The organism is Pseudomonas paralactis (genome assembly GCF_001439735.1).
Taxonomy (GTDB): domain Bacteria; phylum Pseudomonadota; class Gammaproteobacteria; order Pseudomonadales; family Pseudomonadaceae; genus Aquipseudomonas; species Aquipseudomonas paralactis.
Genome location: NZ_JYLN01000001.1, coordinates 747,685 through 765,464, shown reverse-complemented (window position 1 = coordinate 765,464; position 17,780 = coordinate 747,685). Strand labels below are relative to the sequence as shown.

12 protein-coding genes are annotated in these 17,780 nt (G+C 60.3%); 5 read left to right on the top strand and 7 right to left on the bottom strand.

Annotated elements, in window-relative coordinates; translation table 11 throughout:
• Positions 1-52: 52 nt before the first annotated feature.
• Entirely contained in the window at positions 53-1,072 is a 1,020-nt protein-coding gene (locus TX23_RS03525) for a quinone-dependent dihydroorotate dehydrogenase (protein ID WP_057701027.1), read from the top strand.
• 127 nt (positions 1,073-1,199) lie between these two features.
• Here the strand turns inward: TX23_RS03525 and rmf are convergent, their stop codons facing one another.
• Complete coding sequence (gene rmf / locus TX23_RS26825; protein WP_002553055.1) at positions 1,200-1,415, bottom strand: ribosome modulation factor; 216 nt, start codon at positions 1,413-1,415, stop codon at positions 1,200-1,202.
• Between the two features lie 532 nt (positions 1,416-1,947).
• Here rmf and rlmKL point away from each other — a divergent pair.
• Both rlmKL and TX23_RS03515 read left to right on the top strand, forming a co-directional pair.
• A complete protein-coding gene (rlmKL, locus tag TX23_RS03520; RefSeq protein ID WP_057701026.1) occupies positions 1,948-4,212 on the top strand; it encodes a bifunctional 23S rRNA (guanine(2069)-N(7))-methyltransferase RlmK/23S rRNA (guanine(2445)-N(2))-methyltransferase RlmL in 2,265 nt (754 codons plus the stop codon).
• A gap of 230 nt (positions 4,213-4,442) precedes the next feature.
• A complete protein-coding gene (locus tag TX23_RS03515) occupies positions 4,443-6,854 on the top strand; it encodes a sensor domain-containing diguanylate cyclase (RefSeq protein WP_057701025.1) in 2,412 nt (803 codons plus the stop codon).
• A gap of 80 nt (positions 6,855-6,934) precedes the next feature.
• Here TX23_RS03515 and dacB read toward each other — a convergent pair whose 3' ends face one another.
• Positions 6,935-8,395 carry a D-alanyl-D-alanine carboxypeptidase/D-alanyl-D-alanine endopeptidase gene (gene dacB / locus TX23_RS03510; protein WP_057701024.1) on the bottom strand — a complete coding sequence of 487 codons (1,461 nt, stop codon included), beginning with the start codon at positions 8,393-8,395 and terminating at the stop codon, positions 6,935-6,937.
• Between the two features lie 236 nt (positions 8,396-8,631).
• On the opposite strand from dacB, the gene TX23_RS03505 reads away from it, so the two are divergent.
• On the top strand, positions 8,632-8,976 hold the full coding sequence (locus TX23_RS03505) for a YggL family protein (protein ID WP_003193255.1): 345 nt from the start codon (positions 8,632-8,634) through the stop codon (positions 8,974-8,976).
• 37 nt (positions 8,977-9,013) lie between these two features.
• Here TX23_RS03505 and TX23_RS03500 read toward each other — a convergent pair whose 3' ends face one another.
• On the bottom strand, positions 9,014-10,204 hold the full coding sequence (locus TX23_RS03500) for a benzoate/H(+) symporter BenE family transporter (RefSeq protein WP_005790336.1): 1,191 nt from the start codon (positions 10,202-10,204) through the stop codon (positions 9,014-9,016).
• 320 nt (positions 10,205-10,524) lie between these two features.
• On the opposite strand from TX23_RS03500, the gene TX23_RS03490 reads away from it, so the two are divergent.
• Positions 10,525-11,289 (top strand): GntR family transcriptional regulator, encoded by a 765-nt coding sequence (locus TX23_RS03490; protein ID WP_057701022.1) that lies wholly within the window; start codon positions 10,525-10,527, stop codon positions 11,287-11,289.
• A gap of 153 nt (positions 11,290-11,442) precedes the next feature.
• Here TX23_RS03490 and guaD read toward each other — a convergent pair whose 3' ends face one another.
• The 4 genes from guaD to xdhA form a co-directional block, all read right to left on the bottom strand.
• Positions 11,443-12,747, bottom strand: a complete 1,305-nt coding sequence (gene guaD, locus TX23_RS03485; RefSeq protein WP_057701021.1) for a guanine deaminase — start codon at positions 12,745-12,747, stop codon at positions 11,443-11,445.
• 7 nt (positions 12,748-12,754) lie between these two features.
• Entirely contained in the window at positions 12,755-13,597 is an 843-nt protein-coding gene (gene xdhC / locus TX23_RS03480) for a xanthine dehydrogenase accessory protein XdhC (protein WP_057701020.1), read from the bottom strand.
• Between the two features lie 123 nt (positions 13,598-13,720).
• Positions 13,721-16,120 carry a xanthine dehydrogenase molybdopterin binding subunit gene (gene xdhB, locus TX23_RS03475; protein ID WP_057701019.1) on the bottom strand — a complete coding sequence of 800 codons (2,400 nt, stop codon included), beginning with the start codon at positions 16,118-16,120 and terminating at the stop codon, positions 13,721-13,723.
• Positions 16,113-17,561, bottom strand: a complete 1,449-nt coding sequence (gene xdhA, locus TX23_RS03470; RefSeq protein ID WP_057701018.1) for a xanthine dehydrogenase small subunit — start codon at positions 17,559-17,561, stop codon at positions 16,113-16,115. Before xdhA ends, xdhB begins: the two co-directional genes overlap by 8 nt.
• Between the last annotated feature and the right edge of the window lie 219 nt (positions 17,562-17,780).

Sequence of the window (17,780 nt, the reverse complement as noted above, 5' to 3'; positions counted from 1 at the left end):
ACCCCGGCTATAATCGCGCCACCTTTTGCCGCCATCCGAGTCTAGCCCGCCCATGTATACCTTGGCCCGCCAGCTGTTGTTCAAACTTTCCCCGGAAACGTCCCACGATCTGTCCCTGGACTTGATCGGTGCCGGTGGCCGCCTGGGGCTCAATGGCCTGGTATGCAAGGCTGCGGCTAAAGTGCCGGTGTCGGTGATGGGCCTGGATTTCCCCAACCCGGTCGGCCTGGCAGCCGGCCTGGACAAAAACGGCGCGGCCATCGACGGGTTTGCACAGTTGGGTTTCGGCTTCGTTGAAATCGGCACCGTGACGCCACGGCCTCAGCCGGGTAACCCAAAGCCGCGCATTTTCCGCCTGCCGGAAGCAGAGGCGATCATCAACCGCATGGGCTTTAACAACCTCGGCGTCGATCACCTGTTATCGCGGGTTCAAGCGGCAAAATACACGGGCATCCTCGGTATCAATATCGGCAAGAACTTCGATACGCCGGTCGAGCGTGCGGTGGACGATTACCTGATTTGCCTGGACAAGGTTTACGCCCACGCCAGCTACGTCACCGTCAACGTCAGCTCGCCCAACACCCCGGGCCTGCGTAGCCTGCAATTCGGTGACTCTCTCAAGCAACTGCTTGAAGCCTTGCGCCAGCGTCAGGAAGACTTGGCCGTGCGTCATGGCAAGCGCGTGCCCCTGGCAATCAAGATCGCCCCGGACATGAGCGATGAAGAAACCGTACTGGTGGCCCAGGCCCTGGTGGATTCGGGGATGGACGCAGTGATTGCGACCAACACCACCCTTAGCCGCGTCGGCGTCGAAGGCCTGGCCCACGGTGATGAGGCGGGTGGCCTGTCGGGCGCGCCGGTGCGGGACAAGAGCACCCATATCGTCAAGGTGCTGGCGGCCGAGTTGGCTGGGCGTTTACCGATCATCGCGGTGGGCGGCATTACCGAAGGCAAGCACGCGGCCGAGAAGATCGCGGCTGGCGCCAGCCTGGTGCAGTTGTACTCCGGCTTTATCTATAAGGGGCCGGCGTTGATTCGCCAATCGGTGGATGCCATCGCTGCCTTGCGCTGACAATCTGACAGGCAATAAAAAGGGCTCCATAAAGGAGCCCCTGGGCCGAAGCCCGCCGCCCGGATGGGGCGCGCGTGGTTAAGTCGTTACTCATTCAAAGATGTATGTCGGAATAAAATGCCCCTGATTAGCCGACGGCGTGAAGTTCGTTGAGTCTGTGGATGCCCGCAGTGCCAGTCATACCGTCCCAGTTGTCGCCGCGTCCTTCTCGCCAGCCGTTGATCCAGGCTTGGCGTACCGACGGTAGAGTAAATGGGCAAAGCTCACGGGATTTTCCATGAACGCCATATTGATATCCGCGTAAAAATGCTCTTTCCAACGGATCACGCTTAAGTCTTCTCATAGGGTGTTTCCCTCACTTGTTGACTGTCTAGATATCCTTCGGCCTTGTCCAAGGCCGGGCAGAGTTTTTCTGCCGTTGGTGGGCTCGCTGCCGGCGTGGCGAGCCGATGTGTCGGCGTCGTTACGGCGCCAACCTGTGTTGAGTTCTAACCAATAGGTCACATGTATTCAATGATCGTTTTGTCATAAGCACGTAACGATAACGATGCTATAGCCATAAGCTGGGATGGTTTTTCGCCCCTTTTATGGATCAAAGCCAGCTATGATGTGCCCTGCACAGCGAAGCGGGTTAATCCTTTAGTGAGAATGCCCGCCTGTTGCAGTCGGTTATTATTCGACGAAGGGTCGGAATATTTCCTTTTGTTGCTTCACATTCTTTTTCTGCCCCGTCAAACAAGGCTCAACGGCCCGCAAAGCGGGGTGGGACGGCACATTCGTGCCACGCGAGCACTCTTCAAGAAAAGTGCTTGATTGAAAACCGAACCGGCGATGCGTCGCCCGTTCATTTATTGCTGAAAAGCCTGGATTGCCCCATGTCGGACCGTTTTGAACTCTTCCTCACTTGCCCCAAGGGCCTCGAAGGCCTGCTGATCGAGGAAGCCGTCGGGCTTGGCCTTGAGGAGGCCCGCGAGCACACCTCGGCCGTTCGCGGCATGGCCGACATGGAAACCGCGTACCGTCTGTGCCTGTGGTTACGCTTGGCCAACCGTGTGTTGCTGGTGCTCAAGCGCTTCCCGATGAAGGACGCCGAGGACCTCTACCACGGCGTGCTGGATATCGAATGGGCCGACCACATGGTCCCCGACGGTACCCTGGCGGTTGAGTTCAGCGGTCACGGTTCGGGCATCGACAACACCCACTTCGGCGCGCTGAAGGTTAAGGATGCGATCGTCGACAAGCTGCGCACCCCGACCGGCGAGCGTCCGTCCATCGACAAGATCAACCCGGACCTGCGCATTCACCTGCGCCTGGACCGCGGCGAAGCGATCCTGTCCCTGGACCTTTCCGGCCACAGCCTGCACCAGCGTGGCTACCGCCTGCAGCAGGGCGCGGCACCGCTGAAGGAAAACCTGGCAGCGGCGATCCTGATTCGCGCCGGCTGGCCACGTATTGCCGCCGAAGGCGGCGCGCTGACCGACCCGATGTGCGGTGTCGGCACCTTCCTGGTTGAAGGCGCAATGATCGCCGCCGACATGGCCCCCAACCTCAACCGCGAGCTGTGGGGTTTCACCACGTGGCTGGGTCACGTCCCGGCGTTGTGGAAAAAGCTGCACGCCGAGGCCACTGAGCGGGCGGCCATCGGCATGAACAAGCCGCCATTGTGGGTACGTGGCTACGAAGCCGACCCGCGGCTGATCCAACCTGCACGCAATAACATCGAGCGCGCCGGCCTGAGCCACTGGATCAAGGTGTACCAGGGCGAAGTGGGCACGTTCGAGCCGCGCCCGGATCAGAATCAGAAAGGTTTGGTGATCTGCAACCCACCCTACGGTGAGCGTCTGGGTGACGAAGCCAGCCTGTTGTATCTCTACCAGAACCTTGGCGAACGCTTGCGCCAAGCCTGCATGGGCTGGGAAGCCGCGGTGTTCACCGGCGCGCCGGACCTGGGCAAGCGCATGGGGATCCGCAGCCACAAGCAGTACTCGTTCTGGAACGGCGCGTTGCCGTGCAAGTTGCTGCTGATCAAGGTCAACCCGGATCAGTTCGTCACCGGCGAACGCCGCACTGCGGAGCAGCGTCAGGCCGAGCGTGAGCAAGCGGCTTACGACCAGGCTCCGACCGAGCCGGTTGAGCGCCAGTACAACAAGAACGGCAACCCGATCAAGCCAGCCCCGGCCCCGGTGGTCGAGCAGGCGCGCTTGAGCGAAGGCGGGCAGATGTTTGCCAACCGCCTGCAAAAGAACCTCAAGCTACTGGGCAAATGGGCCAAGCGTGAAGGCGTGGATTGCTACCGTGTGTATGACGCCGACATGCCCGAGTACTCCATGGCTATCGACCTGTACCACGATTGGGTTCACGTACAGGAGTACGCCGCCCCCAAATCCATCGACCCGGAAAAAGCCTCGGCGCGCATGTTCGATGCCCTGGCAGCGATTCCCCAGGCCCTGAACGTTGACAAGAGCCGCGTGGTGGTCAAGCGTCGTGAGCGCCAGAGCGGCACCAAGCAGTACGAGCGCCAGAGCGCCCAGGGCAAGTTCACCGAGGTCAGCGAAGGTGGCGTGAAGCTGCTGGTCAACCTCACCGACTACCTGGATACCGGCCTGTTCCTCGACCATCGCCCGATGCGTATGCGTATTCAGAAAGAAGCGGCCGGCAAGCGCTTCCTCAACCTTTACTGCTACACCGCCACCGCCAGCGTCCATGCTGCCAAGGGCGGTGCGCGCAGCACTACCAGCGTTGACCTGTCCAAGACCTACCTGGACTGGGCGCGTCGCAACTTCTCCCTCAACGGCTTCTCCGACAAGAACCGCCTGGAGCAGGGTGATGTAATGGCGTGGCTGGAGGCCAGTCGCGATGAGTTCGATATGATTTTCATCGACCCGCCGACCTTCTCCAACTCCAAGCGCATGGAAGGTATCTTCGACGTGCAGCGTGACCACGTGCAGTTGCTCGACCTGGCCATGGCGCGCCTGGCGCCGGGTGGCGTGCTGTACTTCTCCAACAACTTCCGCAAGTTCCAGTTGGAAGCCAACCTCAGCGAACGCTATGCGGTCGAGGAGATCAGCGACAAGACCATCGACCCGGATTTCGCGCGCAATGCGAAAATCCACCGTGCCTGGAAAATCACTGCCCGCTGATTAATATCAGCAGTTCTGAATGCGCCGAGTATCCGGTGTGGGAGGGGGCTTGCTCCCGATAGCAGAGTATCAGTCACCAATGTATTGGCTGATCCACCGCTATCGGGAGCAAGCCCCCTCCCACATTAAGCCCCTGCAGTTTTTAGGCTGGTCAAACCCACGACCAATGGCTATAACTTAAGCCCCAGCCAAAGTGACACCCCCGCACACTGGCGTTGTGAGTGTTGCCTATGCCGATGCAAGCCGTCCGCCCGAAAATCCTTGGTTTTATCAGTGAGCAGGCATCGGCTTGGCTGGTGGCATTGGTGGTCTTTTTGGCTGGCAGCGCGTTGACGTTGGTTGTCGCGTGGGCGACTGCCGACCTGTATCAGCAACAGGTGCGCCAGCGTTTCCAGTTGCTGGTCAATGAACGTTACACCCGTATTCAGGAACGCTTTGAAGACCAGGAGCTACGCCTGGGTAGCCTGCAGCGTTTCTTCATCAACTCCGGCGATGTGTCCCGTGCCGAGTTCGACGGCTTCGCCCAGCCACTGTTGCTCAATGCCCGAGCCTACGCCTGGGCACCGCGGATATTTCGTGAGCAGCGCAGGGCGTTCGAGCAAGAGATTTCCCGCCAGCGCGGCATCCCTTTCAGCATCCGTGAACTCAATAGCGCGGGTGAGTTGGCGCCCGCTGCCGAGCGCGATGAATACGTACCGGTGTTGTACAGCCAGACGCAGAGCTTGCTGGGTTCGCCCTTGGGCTTTGACCTGCTGGCCCAGCCCTTGCGCCGTTCAGCCCTGGAGCGTGCGCAAAAAAATGCCAGGCCGGCAGTGTCACAACCCATGCAGTTGGTGGGCGTTGAGCCTGCCTACGCGGCCGGTGTGCTGCTGGTGGCGCCAGTGAGCAAAGCCGTCGGCACCGAGCCCTACGGCTTTGTCATGGCCGTGCTCAGTATGCGGCAACTGGTGGCTGATGGATTGCCCAAACCGAATCGCGACAACCTGGTCATGCAGATCGTCGACACCTCGGATACCCAGCAACGGGTGTTGTATGCCTCCAGCAATACGGTGGGCAACAGCGACCTGACGGCTACACGCCGTCTCACGCTTGGCGATCACGTCTATGCCCTGAGCCTGCGTGCCAGTGAGGTCTTCGACAAGGCCAATCATTCCTCGATAAACACCATCCTGGGCATGGGGGTGCTGCTCAGCGCCTTGCTCAGTGCCTTGCTCTACGTGCTGGTCAGCCAGCGCCAGCGCGCGTTGAAACTGGTGGAGCAGCGCACCGTGCAGTTGCGCTTGCGTGAGCAAGAGTTGCGTGGGGCTCACGGCCAATTGCGCAGTGTGCTGAATGCGGCCACTCAGGTAGCGATCATCGCCACAGACTTGCGCGGTGTGATCAACACCTTCAATGCCGGCGCCGAACAGATGCTGGGTTTCAAGGCCGAAGAGGTGCTGGGGCGCCTGACCCTGGAGAGCCTGCACCTGGCCGTGGAGCTCGAAGCGCGCGCTGCACCGTTGAGCCAGGCGTTAGGCAAGCGTATTGCGCCGAGCCAGGCGATGCTGGTGGAGAGCCCTGACAGCCAACATGAAGCTCGCGAATGGACGCTGGTGCGCAAGGACGGTACCCAACTGACGGTAAACATGCTGGCCACCGTGCTCCTGGATGACTTTGGCCTGTGGGTCGGGCATTTGGCAATTTACCTGGATGTCACCGAGCAAAAGCGCGCTTATGAAGCCCTGGCTGCCCGGGACCGCCTGCTGAAAAAACTCAGTGCTCATGTGCCCGGCGGGATCTTCCAGTTCACCCAGGACCTGCAGGGCAATGGGCGTTTCATTTACGCCAGCGAAGGTATGCGCGATATCTATGAAATCGAACCTGGCGTATTGCAGCAGGACGCAGGCAAGGTGCTGGAACGCATTCACCCCTTGGACATCGAGCGAGTGCGTACTTCGATACGTTTGTCGGCGCTGCAACTGAGCCATTGGCGCGAAGAGTATCGCGTGCAGTTGCCTCAGCGAGGTCTGCGCTGGATTCGCGGCGAAGCGACACCTGAGGAGCTACCCGGAGGCGGTACGCTTTGGCACGGTTATGTGTCGGATATTTCCGATCTCAAACGGGTGGAGGAAGAACTGCGCGCGCTTTCCGTCACTGACTCGCTGACCGGCATCTATAACCGTCGTTACTTTCAGGATCGTCTCAAGGGCGAGATGCTACGGATCAACCGCAGCTCGGGTGCACTGTCGTTGATCATGCTCGATATTGACCACTTCAAGCGTATCAACGACCAGTACGGTCATGCCGTGGGTGACGGGGTCTTGCAGGAGTTGTGCAAGCGCATAGGCCAGCGCTTGCGCCGTACCGATGTATTTTGCCGACTGGGTGGGGAAGAGTTCGTGGTGCTGTGCCCGAGTACCAATGGTGCTCAGGCCTATAGCCTGGCCACTCAGTTGTGGCAGTCGCTGCGTGATACGTCGATGGAACCGGTAGGGGTTGTCACTGCCAGCTTTGGCGTGGCCAGTTGGCGGAGCGATGAAGATATCGATGGGTTGCTGCTGCGTGCTGATTCGGCAGTGTATGTGGCCAAGCAGGCGGGCAGGGACCGAGTCGAGGAAGCCCTGATGCCCGTAGGAGCGAGCTTGCTCGCGAAAAAACCATAGACGCCGCGTTTATTCAGGGGGCGCGCGTTATCGTTGACGTTTTTCGCGAGCAAGCTCGCTCCTACAGGTAATGTGATGCTTTACAGAACCGGTGCGGCTGCAACGGCCTTCGGCTGGCGATACAGGTCCAGCAGCACCTGGTCCAGTACCGACGACGCGCCCCAGGGCTTGGAGTCGTTGAGAATCGCCACCACCGCCCAAGTATTGCCATTGTTGTCCCGGCTGAACCCGGCGATAGCGCGTACGGTGTTCAAGGTCCCGGTTTTCACGTGAGCTTCGCCGCGCATCGCTGTGGTCTTCAGACGTTTGCGCATGGTGCCGTCAGTACCGGCGATTGGCATCGAGCTGATGTACTCCGCCGCATAAGGACTTTTCCACGCCGCTTGCAGCATGGCCGCCATCTCGCGGGCGCTGACCCGTTCGGCGCGGGACAGGCCGGAGCCGTTCTCCATCACCAGGTGCGGTGCGGTGATGCCTTTTTTGGCCAGCCATTGGCGCACGACGCGTTGCGCAGCCTTGGCATCGTCGCCATCGGCGTCGTTGCGAAACTGTGCGCCCAGGCTCAGGAACAGTTGCTGGGCCATGGTGTTGTTGCTGTATTTGTTGATGTCGCGAATGATTTCAGCCAGGTCCGGCGAGAACGCACGAGCCAGCACCTTGGCATCTTTGGGCACCGGAGCCTGGATATCACGGCCCTGGATGGTGCCGCCCAACTCCTTCCAGATCGCACGCACGGCGCCGGCGGTGTAAGTGGCGTGGTCCAGCAGCGACAGATAAGTCTGCGAGCTGCAGCCATCAGCCAGTTGGCCGCTCACGGTCACGGTCACACTGCCGTCGGCAGCGGTCACCGGGCTGTAGCGCACGTCGCCGGTGCACTGCTTGGCGTTGGTGACTTTCACCTGGTTATCGATGCGGATGCTGGCAATCGGCGGTTCGACCGACACGATCACGCGCCCCGAATCATTGCGCGTCACGAAGCGCAGGGCCTTGAGGTTGACCAGCAAGGCATCGGGCTTGACCAGGAACGGCTTGTTCTCGTCGTTGCCGTCGTCATTGAAGTCAGGCAACAGCGGCTGGTTGAAAAAGTTGCGGTCCAGCACCAGGTCGCCGGTGACCTGCTGTACGCCATTGGCACGCAGGTCGCGCATCAGCAGCCAGAGTTTCTCCATGTTCAGCTTGGGATCGCCGCCGCCCTTGAGGTACAGGTTGCCGCGTAGCACGCCACCGCTGAGGGTACCGTCGGTGTAAAACTCGGTTTTCCACTGATGGTTGGGGCCGAGCATCTCCAGGGCCGCGTAGGTGGTCACCAGCTTCATGGTAGAGGCCGGGTTCACCGACACGTCGGCGTTGAACACCGTCGGCGTACCGGGGCCGTTCAGCGGCAGCATCACCAGGGATAACGCGGTATTGGGCAGTTTGGCTTTCTGCAAGGCCTGCGCGACGCTGGGCGGCAGGCTGGTATTGATGGGAGCAGCGGTGGCCGAAAGGGCCAAAGGCAAAAGAACACTGGCAACTAATACAGAACGCAACGATTTGATCATAAGAAATAAAACCCTACTGCTGAGAAGGGTGAAAAAGGCGAGGGGTATAGAAGAAAATCCCTCAATGGTCACGAAAGTGTCGGCATTATGCCCCAAGGTGGCGCCACTTGTAGCTCAACGATAGCTGCTAATCAGGTTTTTTTAACTGCCGATGTGCCGCCCGTCCCAGAGAGTCGGGCAATTGCCGCCTTAAACTGCTAAAGTGCCGCCCGTTATTACTTATGAGGATTGTTCCAATGGCGACTAACCGTTCCCAGCGTCTGCGCAAAAAACTGTGCGTTGATGAATTTCAAGAGCTGGGTTTCGAACTGAACCTGGACTTCAACGAAGGCCTGAGTGAAGAAGCTATCGACGCTTTCCTCGAAGCATTCATCAAAGAAGCCATGGAAGCCAATGGTCTGGGCTATGTCGGCGGCGATGACTACGGTCTGGTTTGCCTGCAGAAGCGTGGCTCGGTGTCCGAAGAGCAGCGCGCTGCTGTCGAAGCCTGGCTGAAAACCCGTTCCGAGCTGACCAAGGCTGAAGTCAGCCCGTTGCTGGACGTGTGGTATCCGGAAAAGCCGATCAACGCGGCCAAGTGATACTAAACAAAACGGCGACCTGAGGGTCGCCGTTTTGTTATGCCTTGCGCCAATTCAGAATCAGCAGCGTCAACACCCCCGCCACAATCCCCCAGAACGCCGACCCGATGGAAAACAACGTCAAGCCTGACGCGGTGACCATAAAGGTGATCAGCGCCGCTTCCCGTTCCTTGGGCTCATTCATGGCAATGCTCAGGCCATTGATGATCGAGCCAAACAACGCCAACGCCGCAATCGACAGCACCAGTTCCTTGGGCAGAGCTGCGAACAATGCTGCCAGCGTGGCGCCGAATACTCCGGCAATGCCGTAGAACACCCCACACCATACGGCTGCGGTGTAGCGCTTGTTGCGGTCCTCATGGGCATGGGGGCCGGTGCAGATCGCCGCGCTGATCGCTGCCAGGTTGATGCCGTGGGAGCCAAATGGTGCCAGCACCAGCGAGGCCAGGCCGGTGGTGGTGATCAACGGCGAGGCCGGCACGGTGTAGCCATCGGCCCGCAGCACGGCGACCCCTGGCATGTTCTGCGAGGTCATGGCCACCACGAACAGCGGGATACCGATGCTGATGGTCGCCGCCAGCGAGAAGTGCGGCGTGGTCCACACGGGCGTCGCCACCTCCAGATGAAAGCCGCTGAAATCCAGAAGCCCCATCAGCCCTGACAAGGCAGTGCCGATGAGCAAGGCCGCCAGCACGGCATAGCGCGGCGACAGGCGCTTGATGATCAGGTAGGTGAAAAACATCCCCAGCACCAGGCCGGTGCGATGTTGCGCGGCGACGAAGATTTCGCTGCCAATCTTGAATAGAATCCCCGCCAGCAACGCCGCCGCCAGCGATGCCGGGATGCGCTTGACCAGTTTTTCAAAGCTGCCGGTCAACCCACAGAGCGTCACCAGCACCGCGCAGGTGATGTAGGCACCGATGGCTTCGCCATAACTCACGCCGCCCAGGCTTGTGATCAGCAGCGCCGCGCCGGGTGTGGACCAGGCGATGGTGATGGGCGTGCGATAGCGCAGCGACAGGCCGATGCTGCACACCGCCATGCCGATGGAAATCGCCCAGATCCACGAAGAAATCTGCGCGGTAGTCAAACCGGCGGCTTGGCCGGCCTGGAACATCAGCACCAGGGAGCTGGTGTAGCCGGTCATCATGGCGATAAAACCGGCGACGATGGCCGAAGGTGAAGTGTCGGCCAGCGGGCGCAAGGGCGCTTGGGTGGCGTCGGTCATGGAGCGATGATCCTTGTTGTAGGAGCGAGCTTGCTCGCGAAAAACGTCAACGATAACGCGGGCTTCCTGGATAACCGTAGCGCTCTCAGGTTTTTCGCGAGCAAGCTCGCTCCTACGAAAGAGGGCGTGGGAAATCGTGGAATCAAGCCTAAACTCAAACGTAACGAGTCATTGCAATACAGCCGGGGGCGCAAACAGCCGTACAGTGTGTTGGCGCATTGGGTTGTGTACAATGTGCGCTGTTTTTAGGCGATACTTGCCAGCGACCCGTTGTTGCCGTATTACCTTATTTCGCCGCCGTTCTCCAAACCCGAGTGCCCATGAACGAACAGTTGCAACCTCTCAAGAAACAACCGCGAGCCGGCAAGACCGGTCGCAGCGGAACCCAGGACGATATCGTCTACGCGCATATCTTCGAGGCGATCCTCGAACAACGCCTGGCACCCGGAACCAAATTGAGTGAAGAGGCACTGGGCGAAATTTTCGGCGTAAGCCGTACCATCATTCGTCGTGCACTGTCGCGTCTGGCCCATGAAGGCGTGGTACTGCTGCGGCCCAATCGCGGCGCGGTGGTTGCCAGCCCCAGTGTGGAAGAAGCGCGCCAGGTATTCATGGCCCGGCGTCTGGTGGAGCGGGCGATTACGGAGTTGGCGGTGCAGCACGCTACCGCCGAGCAATTGGCCGAGCTGCGCCAGATGGTCAACGACGAGCGCGACAGCTTTTCCCGGGGCGATCGCGGTGCGGGTATCCGTCTTTCCGGTGAGTTCCACCTGAAACTGGCCGAGGCGGCCAGGAACGCGCCGTTGATCAGCTTCCAGCGCAGCCTGGTGTCCCAGACCTCATTGATCATCGCCCAATACGAAAGCGGCAACCGCTCGCACTGTTCCTACGATGAACACACCCAGTTGATCGACGCGATCGAAGCGCGGGATGCGGTGCTGGCAGTGAACTTGATGATGCATCACATGGATCACATCGACAGCAAGCTCAACCTCGATGAGGAGAGCGCGTCGGATGATCTGCATGCGGTGTTTTCGCACCTTCTACAGACTAAAAAACCTGGGCGCACGTCTGTAAAGTTGTAAACCCAATCAAATGTGGGAGCTGGCTTGTGTGGGAGCTGGCTTGCCTGCGATAGCATCACCGCGGTGTAACTGGCATACCGCAGTGCCTGCATCGCGGGCAAGCCCGGCTCCCACACAAGCCCCTCCCACATTGGTTTTGTAGTGTCTCTGAGATCAGCGCTGGTGCACCAACTGGCCGGCTGCATAGGTCTGCAACACCGTCCGATCATCCCCCAGCGTCATCAGCACAAACAACGTCTCGGCAATGTTATTGGCCTGTTTCAGGCGATAGCTCAGCAGCGGCGTGGCGTTGTAATCCAATACCAAAAAGTCCGCATCGGTGCCCGGCTGAAGGGTGCCGATCTTGCCTTCCAGGCGCAGCGCCCGCGCACCGCCCAGGGTCGCCAGGTACAGCGACTTGAACGGGCTCAGCCGCGCACCTTGCAGTTGCATGACCTTGTAGGCTTCGTTCAGGGTTTGCAGCAGCGAGAAGCTGGTGCCGCCACCCACGTCGGTGCCCAGGCCCACGTTTAGGTTGTGTTTCTCGGCCATCGGCAGGTTGAACAAGCCACTGCCGAGGAAGAGGTTCGAGGTCGGGCAGAACGCGACTGCCGAGCCGGTTTCTGCCAGTCGTGCGCATTCGTCGTTGCACAGGTGCACGCCGTGGGCAAACACCGAACGCTCACCGAGCAGTTTGTAATGGTCGTACACGTCCAGATAACCGTTGCGCTCGGGGAACAGCTCATTGACCCACTCGATTTCCTGCTTGTTCTCGCTGATGTGGGTCTGCATGTACAAATCCGGGTATTCGCCCAGCAGTTGCCCGGCCAGCGTCAGTTGCTCCGGCGTGCTTGTAGGCGCGAAGCGTGGTGTCACCGCGTAATGCAGGCGGCCCTTACCGTGCCAGCGTTCGATCAGCGCCTTGCTTTCCTGGTAGCTGGATTCGGCGGTGTCGGTCAGGTAGTCCGGCGCGTTGCGGTCCATCATCACCTTGCCGGCGATCATGCGCAGGTCGAGTTTTTCCGCGGCTTCAAAGAACGAGTTCACCGATTGCGGGTGCACGCTGCCGAACACCAGTGCGGTGGTGGTGCCGTTGCGCAGCAGTTCCTTGATGAAGATATCCGCGACTTCATCGGCGTGGGCCTTGTCGGCGAACTGGCTTTCACAGGGGAAGGTGTAGGTGTTGAGCCAATCCAGCAATTGCTCGCCGTAGGCGCCCACCATGCCGGTTTGCGGCAGGTGAATATGGGTGTCGATCAGGCCAGGGGTGATCAACGCATCCTGATAGTGCGTGATATCAATGTCTGCTGGCAGCGTCGGCAGCAGGTCGCTGGCGTGGCCGAGCGCACTGATCTGGCCGTTATCGATCACCAGCAGGCCGTCTTCGAAATACTCGTAGGAAGCGTCGATGCCAACGATGGCAGGATCGTCGATGCTGTGCAGGATGGCGGCGCGGTAGGCTTTGCGAGTCAAAGGCATGGTTATCTCAATTGATAGCTTGGCTGCGGCGCGAAGCCGGCAGCAGTTTGGCAATGGGTTCGGCGCCGGCGGTGTGCTGGCCGAAATTGGCGTTATAGGTGGCGATGATTTCGCCGGCGATGGAGATGGCGATCTCGACCGGCAACTTGCCCTTCACCTCAGTGAGGCCCATGGGGCAGCGCATGCGTTGCAGCCGTGCGGTATCGAAGCCGCGGTCACGCAGGCGGTGTTCGAATTTGACGCGCTTGGTCTTCGAGCCGATCAGGCCGAAGTAGGCGAAGTCATTGCGTTTGAGCAGGGCGGCGGTGAGTTCCAGGTCCAGCGCGTGGTTATGGGTCATGACAATGCAGTAACTGCCCGCCGGCAGGTCGGCAATTTCATCGACCGGTTCTTCGCTGACGATTTTACGCACGCCTTGCGGGATGTTCTGCGGAAATTCCTGCTCGCGGGAATCGATCCAGCGTACCCGGCAGGGCAGGCTTGCCAATAACGGCACGAGCGCACGCCCGACATGGCCGGCGCCAAACACCGCGATCTGCGCCTGCACCTGGCCCATGGGTTCGAACAACAATACGGCGACGCCACCGCAGCACTGGCCCAGGCTCGCGCCGAGGCTGAAGCGCTCCAGATGGGTGCTTTGCTGGCCGCGCACGAGCATGTCACGGGCGAGCTGCATCGCCTTGTATTCCAGGTGCCCGCCGCCGATGGTGTCGAAGGTGTGCGCGGCGCTGATGACCATCTTGGAACCGGCGTTGCGCGGGGTTGAGCCGAGTTCTTCGATGATGGTTACCAGTACGCAGGGTTCGCCCTGGTTTTGCAGGGTGGCGAGGGCGCTGATCCAGTTGTCCATGTCTACCTCAACATTGCTGCTGTTAGTTCGGCCGCTACCGCAGGCAAGCCAGCTCCCACATTTGATCGGGTTAGCACTTCAAAATGTGGGAGCTGGGCTTGCCCGCGATGGCAGCGCCTGGGTCTAGAGCGAAGCCAATTCAGTGTCAGCCTCGACAGCCTTCGCTGGCCGCAACTGCCGCATCTGTTCACACCCCCACAACACCCGCTCGGGCGTGGCCGGCGCATCAATTTTGGGTTGCTGGCGATAGTCAGCCAGACTCGCCACCGCATCCTTGATCGCGCACCACGAAGCGATCCCGAGCATGAACGGTGGTTCACCCACGGCCTTGGAATGGAACACGGTGTCTTCAGGGTTCTTGCGGTTCTCCACCAGTTTTACCCGCAGGTCCAGCGGCATGTCGGCCACGGCCGGGATCTTGTAGCTCGCCGGGCCGTTGGTCATCAGCTTGCCCTTGTTGTTCCACACCAGCTCTTCCATGGTCAGCCAGCCCATGCCCTGGATGAAGCCGCCTTCGACCTGGCCGATGTCGATGGCCGGGTTCAAGGAAGCGCCCACATCGTGGAGGATGTCGGTGCGCAGCATCTTGTATTCGCCGGTCAGGGTGTCGACGATCACTTCGCAGCAAGCCGCCCCGAAGGCGTAGTAGTAGAACGGTCGCCCGCGTGACTGGCTGCGGTCGTAGAAAATTTTCGGAGTTTTGTAGAAACCTGTGCTGGAGAGCGATATCTGGGCGAAATACGCCTGCTGGATCAACGCCTCGAAGCTCAGGATCTGCTCGCGTACGCGCACATGGCCGTTGCGAAACTCAACGTCCGCTTCGCTCACGTCGTACTTGCGCGCAGCGAACTCCACCAGGCGCTGCTTGATGGTTTCGGCGGCGTTCTGCGCGGCCTTGCCGTTCAGGTCAGCACCGCTGGAGGCAGCGGTGGGCGAGGTGTTGGGCACCTTGTCGGTGTTGGTGGCGGTGATCTGTACGCGGTCGATGTCCACCTGGAACACTTCGGCTACCACTTGCGCGACCTTGGTATTCAAGCCCTGGCCCATCTCGGTGCCGCCGTGGTTCAGGTGGATGCTGCCGTCGGTGTAGATATGGATCAGCGCGCCAGCCTGATTCAGGAAGCTTGCGGTGAAAGAAATGCCGAATTTCACCGGGGTCAGCGCCAGGCCTTTTTTCAGGATCGGACTGTGGGCGTTGTACAGGCGGATCGCTTCGCGGCGCTCTGCGTATTGGCTGCTGGCCTCAAGCTCGGCGGTCATTTCTTCGAGCATGTTGTGCTCGACGGTCTGGTAGTAGTGGGTGACGTTGCGCTCGGTCTTGCCGTAGTAGTTGGCCTTGCGCACGGCCAGCGGATCAAGGCCCAGGTGGCGGGCGATGGCGTCCATCACTTCTTCAATGGCGACCATGCCTTGGGGCCCGCCGAAGCCACGGTAGGCGGTGTTGGAAGCCGTGTTGGTCTTGCAGCGATGGCCGTTGACCGTCGCATCGCCCAGGTAATACGAGTTGTCGGCGTGGAACATGGCGCGGTCGACAATCGAGTTGGACAGGTCGGGCGAACAGCCGCAGTTGCCCGCCAGTTCCAGGTTGATCCCGTGCAGGCGACCGTTGTCGTCGAAGCCCACGTCGTACTCGATATAGAACGGGTGACGCTTGCCGGTCATCAGCATGTCTTCAACCCGTGGCAAGCGCATCTTGGTCGGCTGGCCGGTCAGGCGCGCGACCACGGCGCACAGGCACGCGGGGCTGGCGGCCTGGGTTTCCTTGCCGCCGAACCCGCCGCCCATACGACGCATATCCACGACGATTTTGTTCATCGACACGTCGAGCACTTCGGCCACCAGCTTCTGCACTTCGGTGGGGTTTTGCGTGGAGCAATAGACGATCATGCCGCCGTCTTCGGTGGGCATGACCGAAGAGATCTGGGTTTCCAGGTAGAAGTGTTCCTGGCCACCGATATGCAAAGTACCCTGGATACGGTGCCTGGCACTCGCCAGTGCAGACGCCGAATCGCCGCGCTGGTGCGTGTGGCTGTCGAGCACAAAATGCTTGTTGCGAAAGGCCTCGACCACATCCAGCACCGGCTCCAGGTCTTCGTATTCGATCACCGCCGCCATCGCCGCCTTGCGTGCGGTTTCCAGGTCGCGGGCGGCCACGGCCAGCACCACCTGGCCGACGAACTGCACGGTGTCGATGGCCAGCAACGGATCGCCGGGCATCAACGGCCCGATGTCTTTCAGGCCCGGTACGTCTTCGTGGGTAATCGCAATGCGCACGCCATCGAAGGCGTAGCAGGGCGCGGTGTCGATGCTGAGGATGCGGGCGTGGGCACGGTCGGACATGCGCGCATACAGGTGCAACTGGTTGGGAAATTCCAGGCGGTCATCGATGTACTGCGCTTCGCCGCTGACGTGCTTGGCGGCGCTGTCATGCTTGACGCTGCGCCCGACCCCGGAGGTGAGGTCCTGAGCAAACAGTTCGGCGAGTTCGGCCTGGGTCTTTACGACGGCGTGATGGTTAGACATAAGCGGTCACCCGAGTCTCGATGTGCGGCGTTTGCAGTTCGATGAAGTATTTGCGCAGCAGGTTCTGCGCGCTGAGCAGGCGGTATTCCTTGCTGGCGCGAAAGTCCGACAGCGGGGTGAAATCATCTGCCAGGGCGGCGCAGGCTTTTTCGACCGTGGCCGAGTTCCAAATGGCGCCCACCAGCGCGACCTCGCAACTTGTTGCGCGTTTTGGTGTGGCGGCCATGGCGCCGAAGGCAACACGTGCTGCGCTGATCACACCGTTGTCGATCTTCAGGTTGAATGCTGCGCACACGGCGGAAATATCATCGTCCAGGCGCTTGGACACTTTGTAGGCCCGGAACAGCTCGTGGCCCTTGGGCACGATGATCTTTTCGATGAACTCGCTGTCCTGGCGAGCGGTGACACGGTAGTCGATGAAATAGTCTTCCAGCGCCAGGGTGCGGCGGGTGTTGCCTTTGCACAGCACGATCCGGGCACCGAGCGCGATCAACAGTGGCGGCGAATCCCCTATCGGCGAGGCGTTGCCGATATTGCCGCCCAGGGTGCCCTGGTTGCGGATCTGCAGGGAGGCGAAGCGCTGCAGCAGTTCGCCGAAGTCCGGGTATTCAGGGTTCAGCGCGGTGTAGCAATCGGAGAGGGCGGTGGCGGCGCCGATCTCCAGGCGGTCGTCGAACTGCTCGATGCGCTTCATGGCTTCAATGTTGCCGACGTAGATCATCACCGGCAGGGTGCGGTGGAACTGGGTGACTTCCAGCGCCAGGTCGGTGCCGCCGGCCAGCAGGCGGGCTTGCGGATAGGCGTCATAGAGGTCGGCCAGGTCGGCGACGGTCAAGGGCACCAGGCAGCGTTTGTCACCGCTGTTGAGTTCGCCGGTCTGGGTGGGCGCGATGCTTTTAAGGCGGGCAATGGTCTCGGCCTGGCGGCTGTCGAACTGATCCTGGGGCTTGTTGCAGCAGGCCTGTTCGGCGGCGGCGAGGATCGGGCGATAACCGGTGCAGCGGCACAGGTTGCCGGCCAGGGCTTCATGGGCTTTGTGGCTGTCGGGGGCGTCGCTGTTCTTTTGCAGGGCAAACAGCGACATCACGAAGCCCGGGGTGCAAAAGCCGCACTGTGAGCCATGGCACTCGACCATGGCCTGTTGCACGCTGTGCAGTTGGCCCTGGTGCTTGAGGTCTTCAACGCTGATCAGTTGTTTGCCGTGCAGCGACGACACGAACGTCAGGCAGGAATTGAGGCTGCGGTAACGAATCTGCTCGGCGCCTTGCTCATCGGTATGCAGTTCGCCGACCACCACCGTGCACGCACCGCAGTCGCCGCTGGCGCAGCCTTCCTTGGTACCGGATTTGCCCACATGCTCACGCAGATAATTGAGCACGGTCAGGTTGGGGTCCAGGGCGTGCTCGCTACGGAGTTCCTGGTTAAGTAAAAACTGGATCACGGAAGGCCTCGCAGACTCATTATTGTTGTTAACCGCTTTGCGCCGAATCTAGTCATGTCTGACTTTTCGGTCAATGGTTTTCTGACCTAAGGGTCAAGAAAATCCGGTCGCAACACTTTCAATTATGGTTCAGTCTTCTGGAACCGGTGTTTTTGGCGGCGTGTGGGCTGTTAACGTTGCTTATTTCATGCCAAATTCGCCACGGTGGGCGTAGCGCCA

Bases quoted from the DNA above. Each gene is read 5' to 3' on its own strand.
- TX23_RS03500 (WP_005790336.1), bottom strand. From the start codon at position 10,204: ATGACCGACGCCACCCAAGCGCCCTTGCGCCCGCTGGCCGACACTTCA.
- TX23_RS03490 (WP_057701022.1), top strand. From the start codon at position 10,525: ATGAACGAACAGTTGCAACCTCTCAAGAAACAACCGCGAGCCGGCAAG.
- xdhC (WP_057701020.1), bottom strand. From the start codon at position 13,597: ATGGACAACTGGATCAGCGCCCTCGCCACCCTGCAAAACCAGGGCGAA.
- TX23_RS03515 (WP_057701025.1), top strand. From the start codon at position 4,443: ATGCCGATGCAAGCCGTCCGCCCGAAAATCCTTGGTTTTATCAGTGAG.
- TX23_RS03525 (WP_057701027.1), top strand. From the start codon at position 53: ATGTATACCTTGGCCCGCCAGCTGTTGTTCAAACTTTCCCCGGAAACG.
- guaD (WP_057701021.1), bottom strand. From the start codon at position 12,747: ATGCCTTTGACTCGCAAAGCCTACCGCGCCGCCATCCTGCACAGCATC.
- xdhB (WP_057701019.1), bottom strand. From the start codon at position 16,120: ATGTCTAACCATCACGCCGTCGTAAAGACCCAGGCCGAACTCGCCGAA.
- TX23_RS03505 (WP_003193255.1), top strand. From the start codon at position 8,632: ATGGCGACTAACCGTTCCCAGCGTCTGCGCAAAAAACTGTGCGTTGAT.
- rmf (WP_002553055.1), bottom strand. From the start codon at position 1,415: ATGAGAAGACTTAAGCGTGATCCGTTGGAAAGAGCATTTTTACGCGGA.
- dacB (WP_057701024.1), bottom strand. From the start codon at position 8,395: ATGATCAAATCGTTGCGTTCTGTATTAGTTGCCAGTGTTCTTTTGCCT.
- rlmKL (WP_057701026.1), top strand. From the start codon at position 1,948: ATGTCGGACCGTTTTGAACTCTTCCTCACTTGCCCCAAGGGCCTCGAA.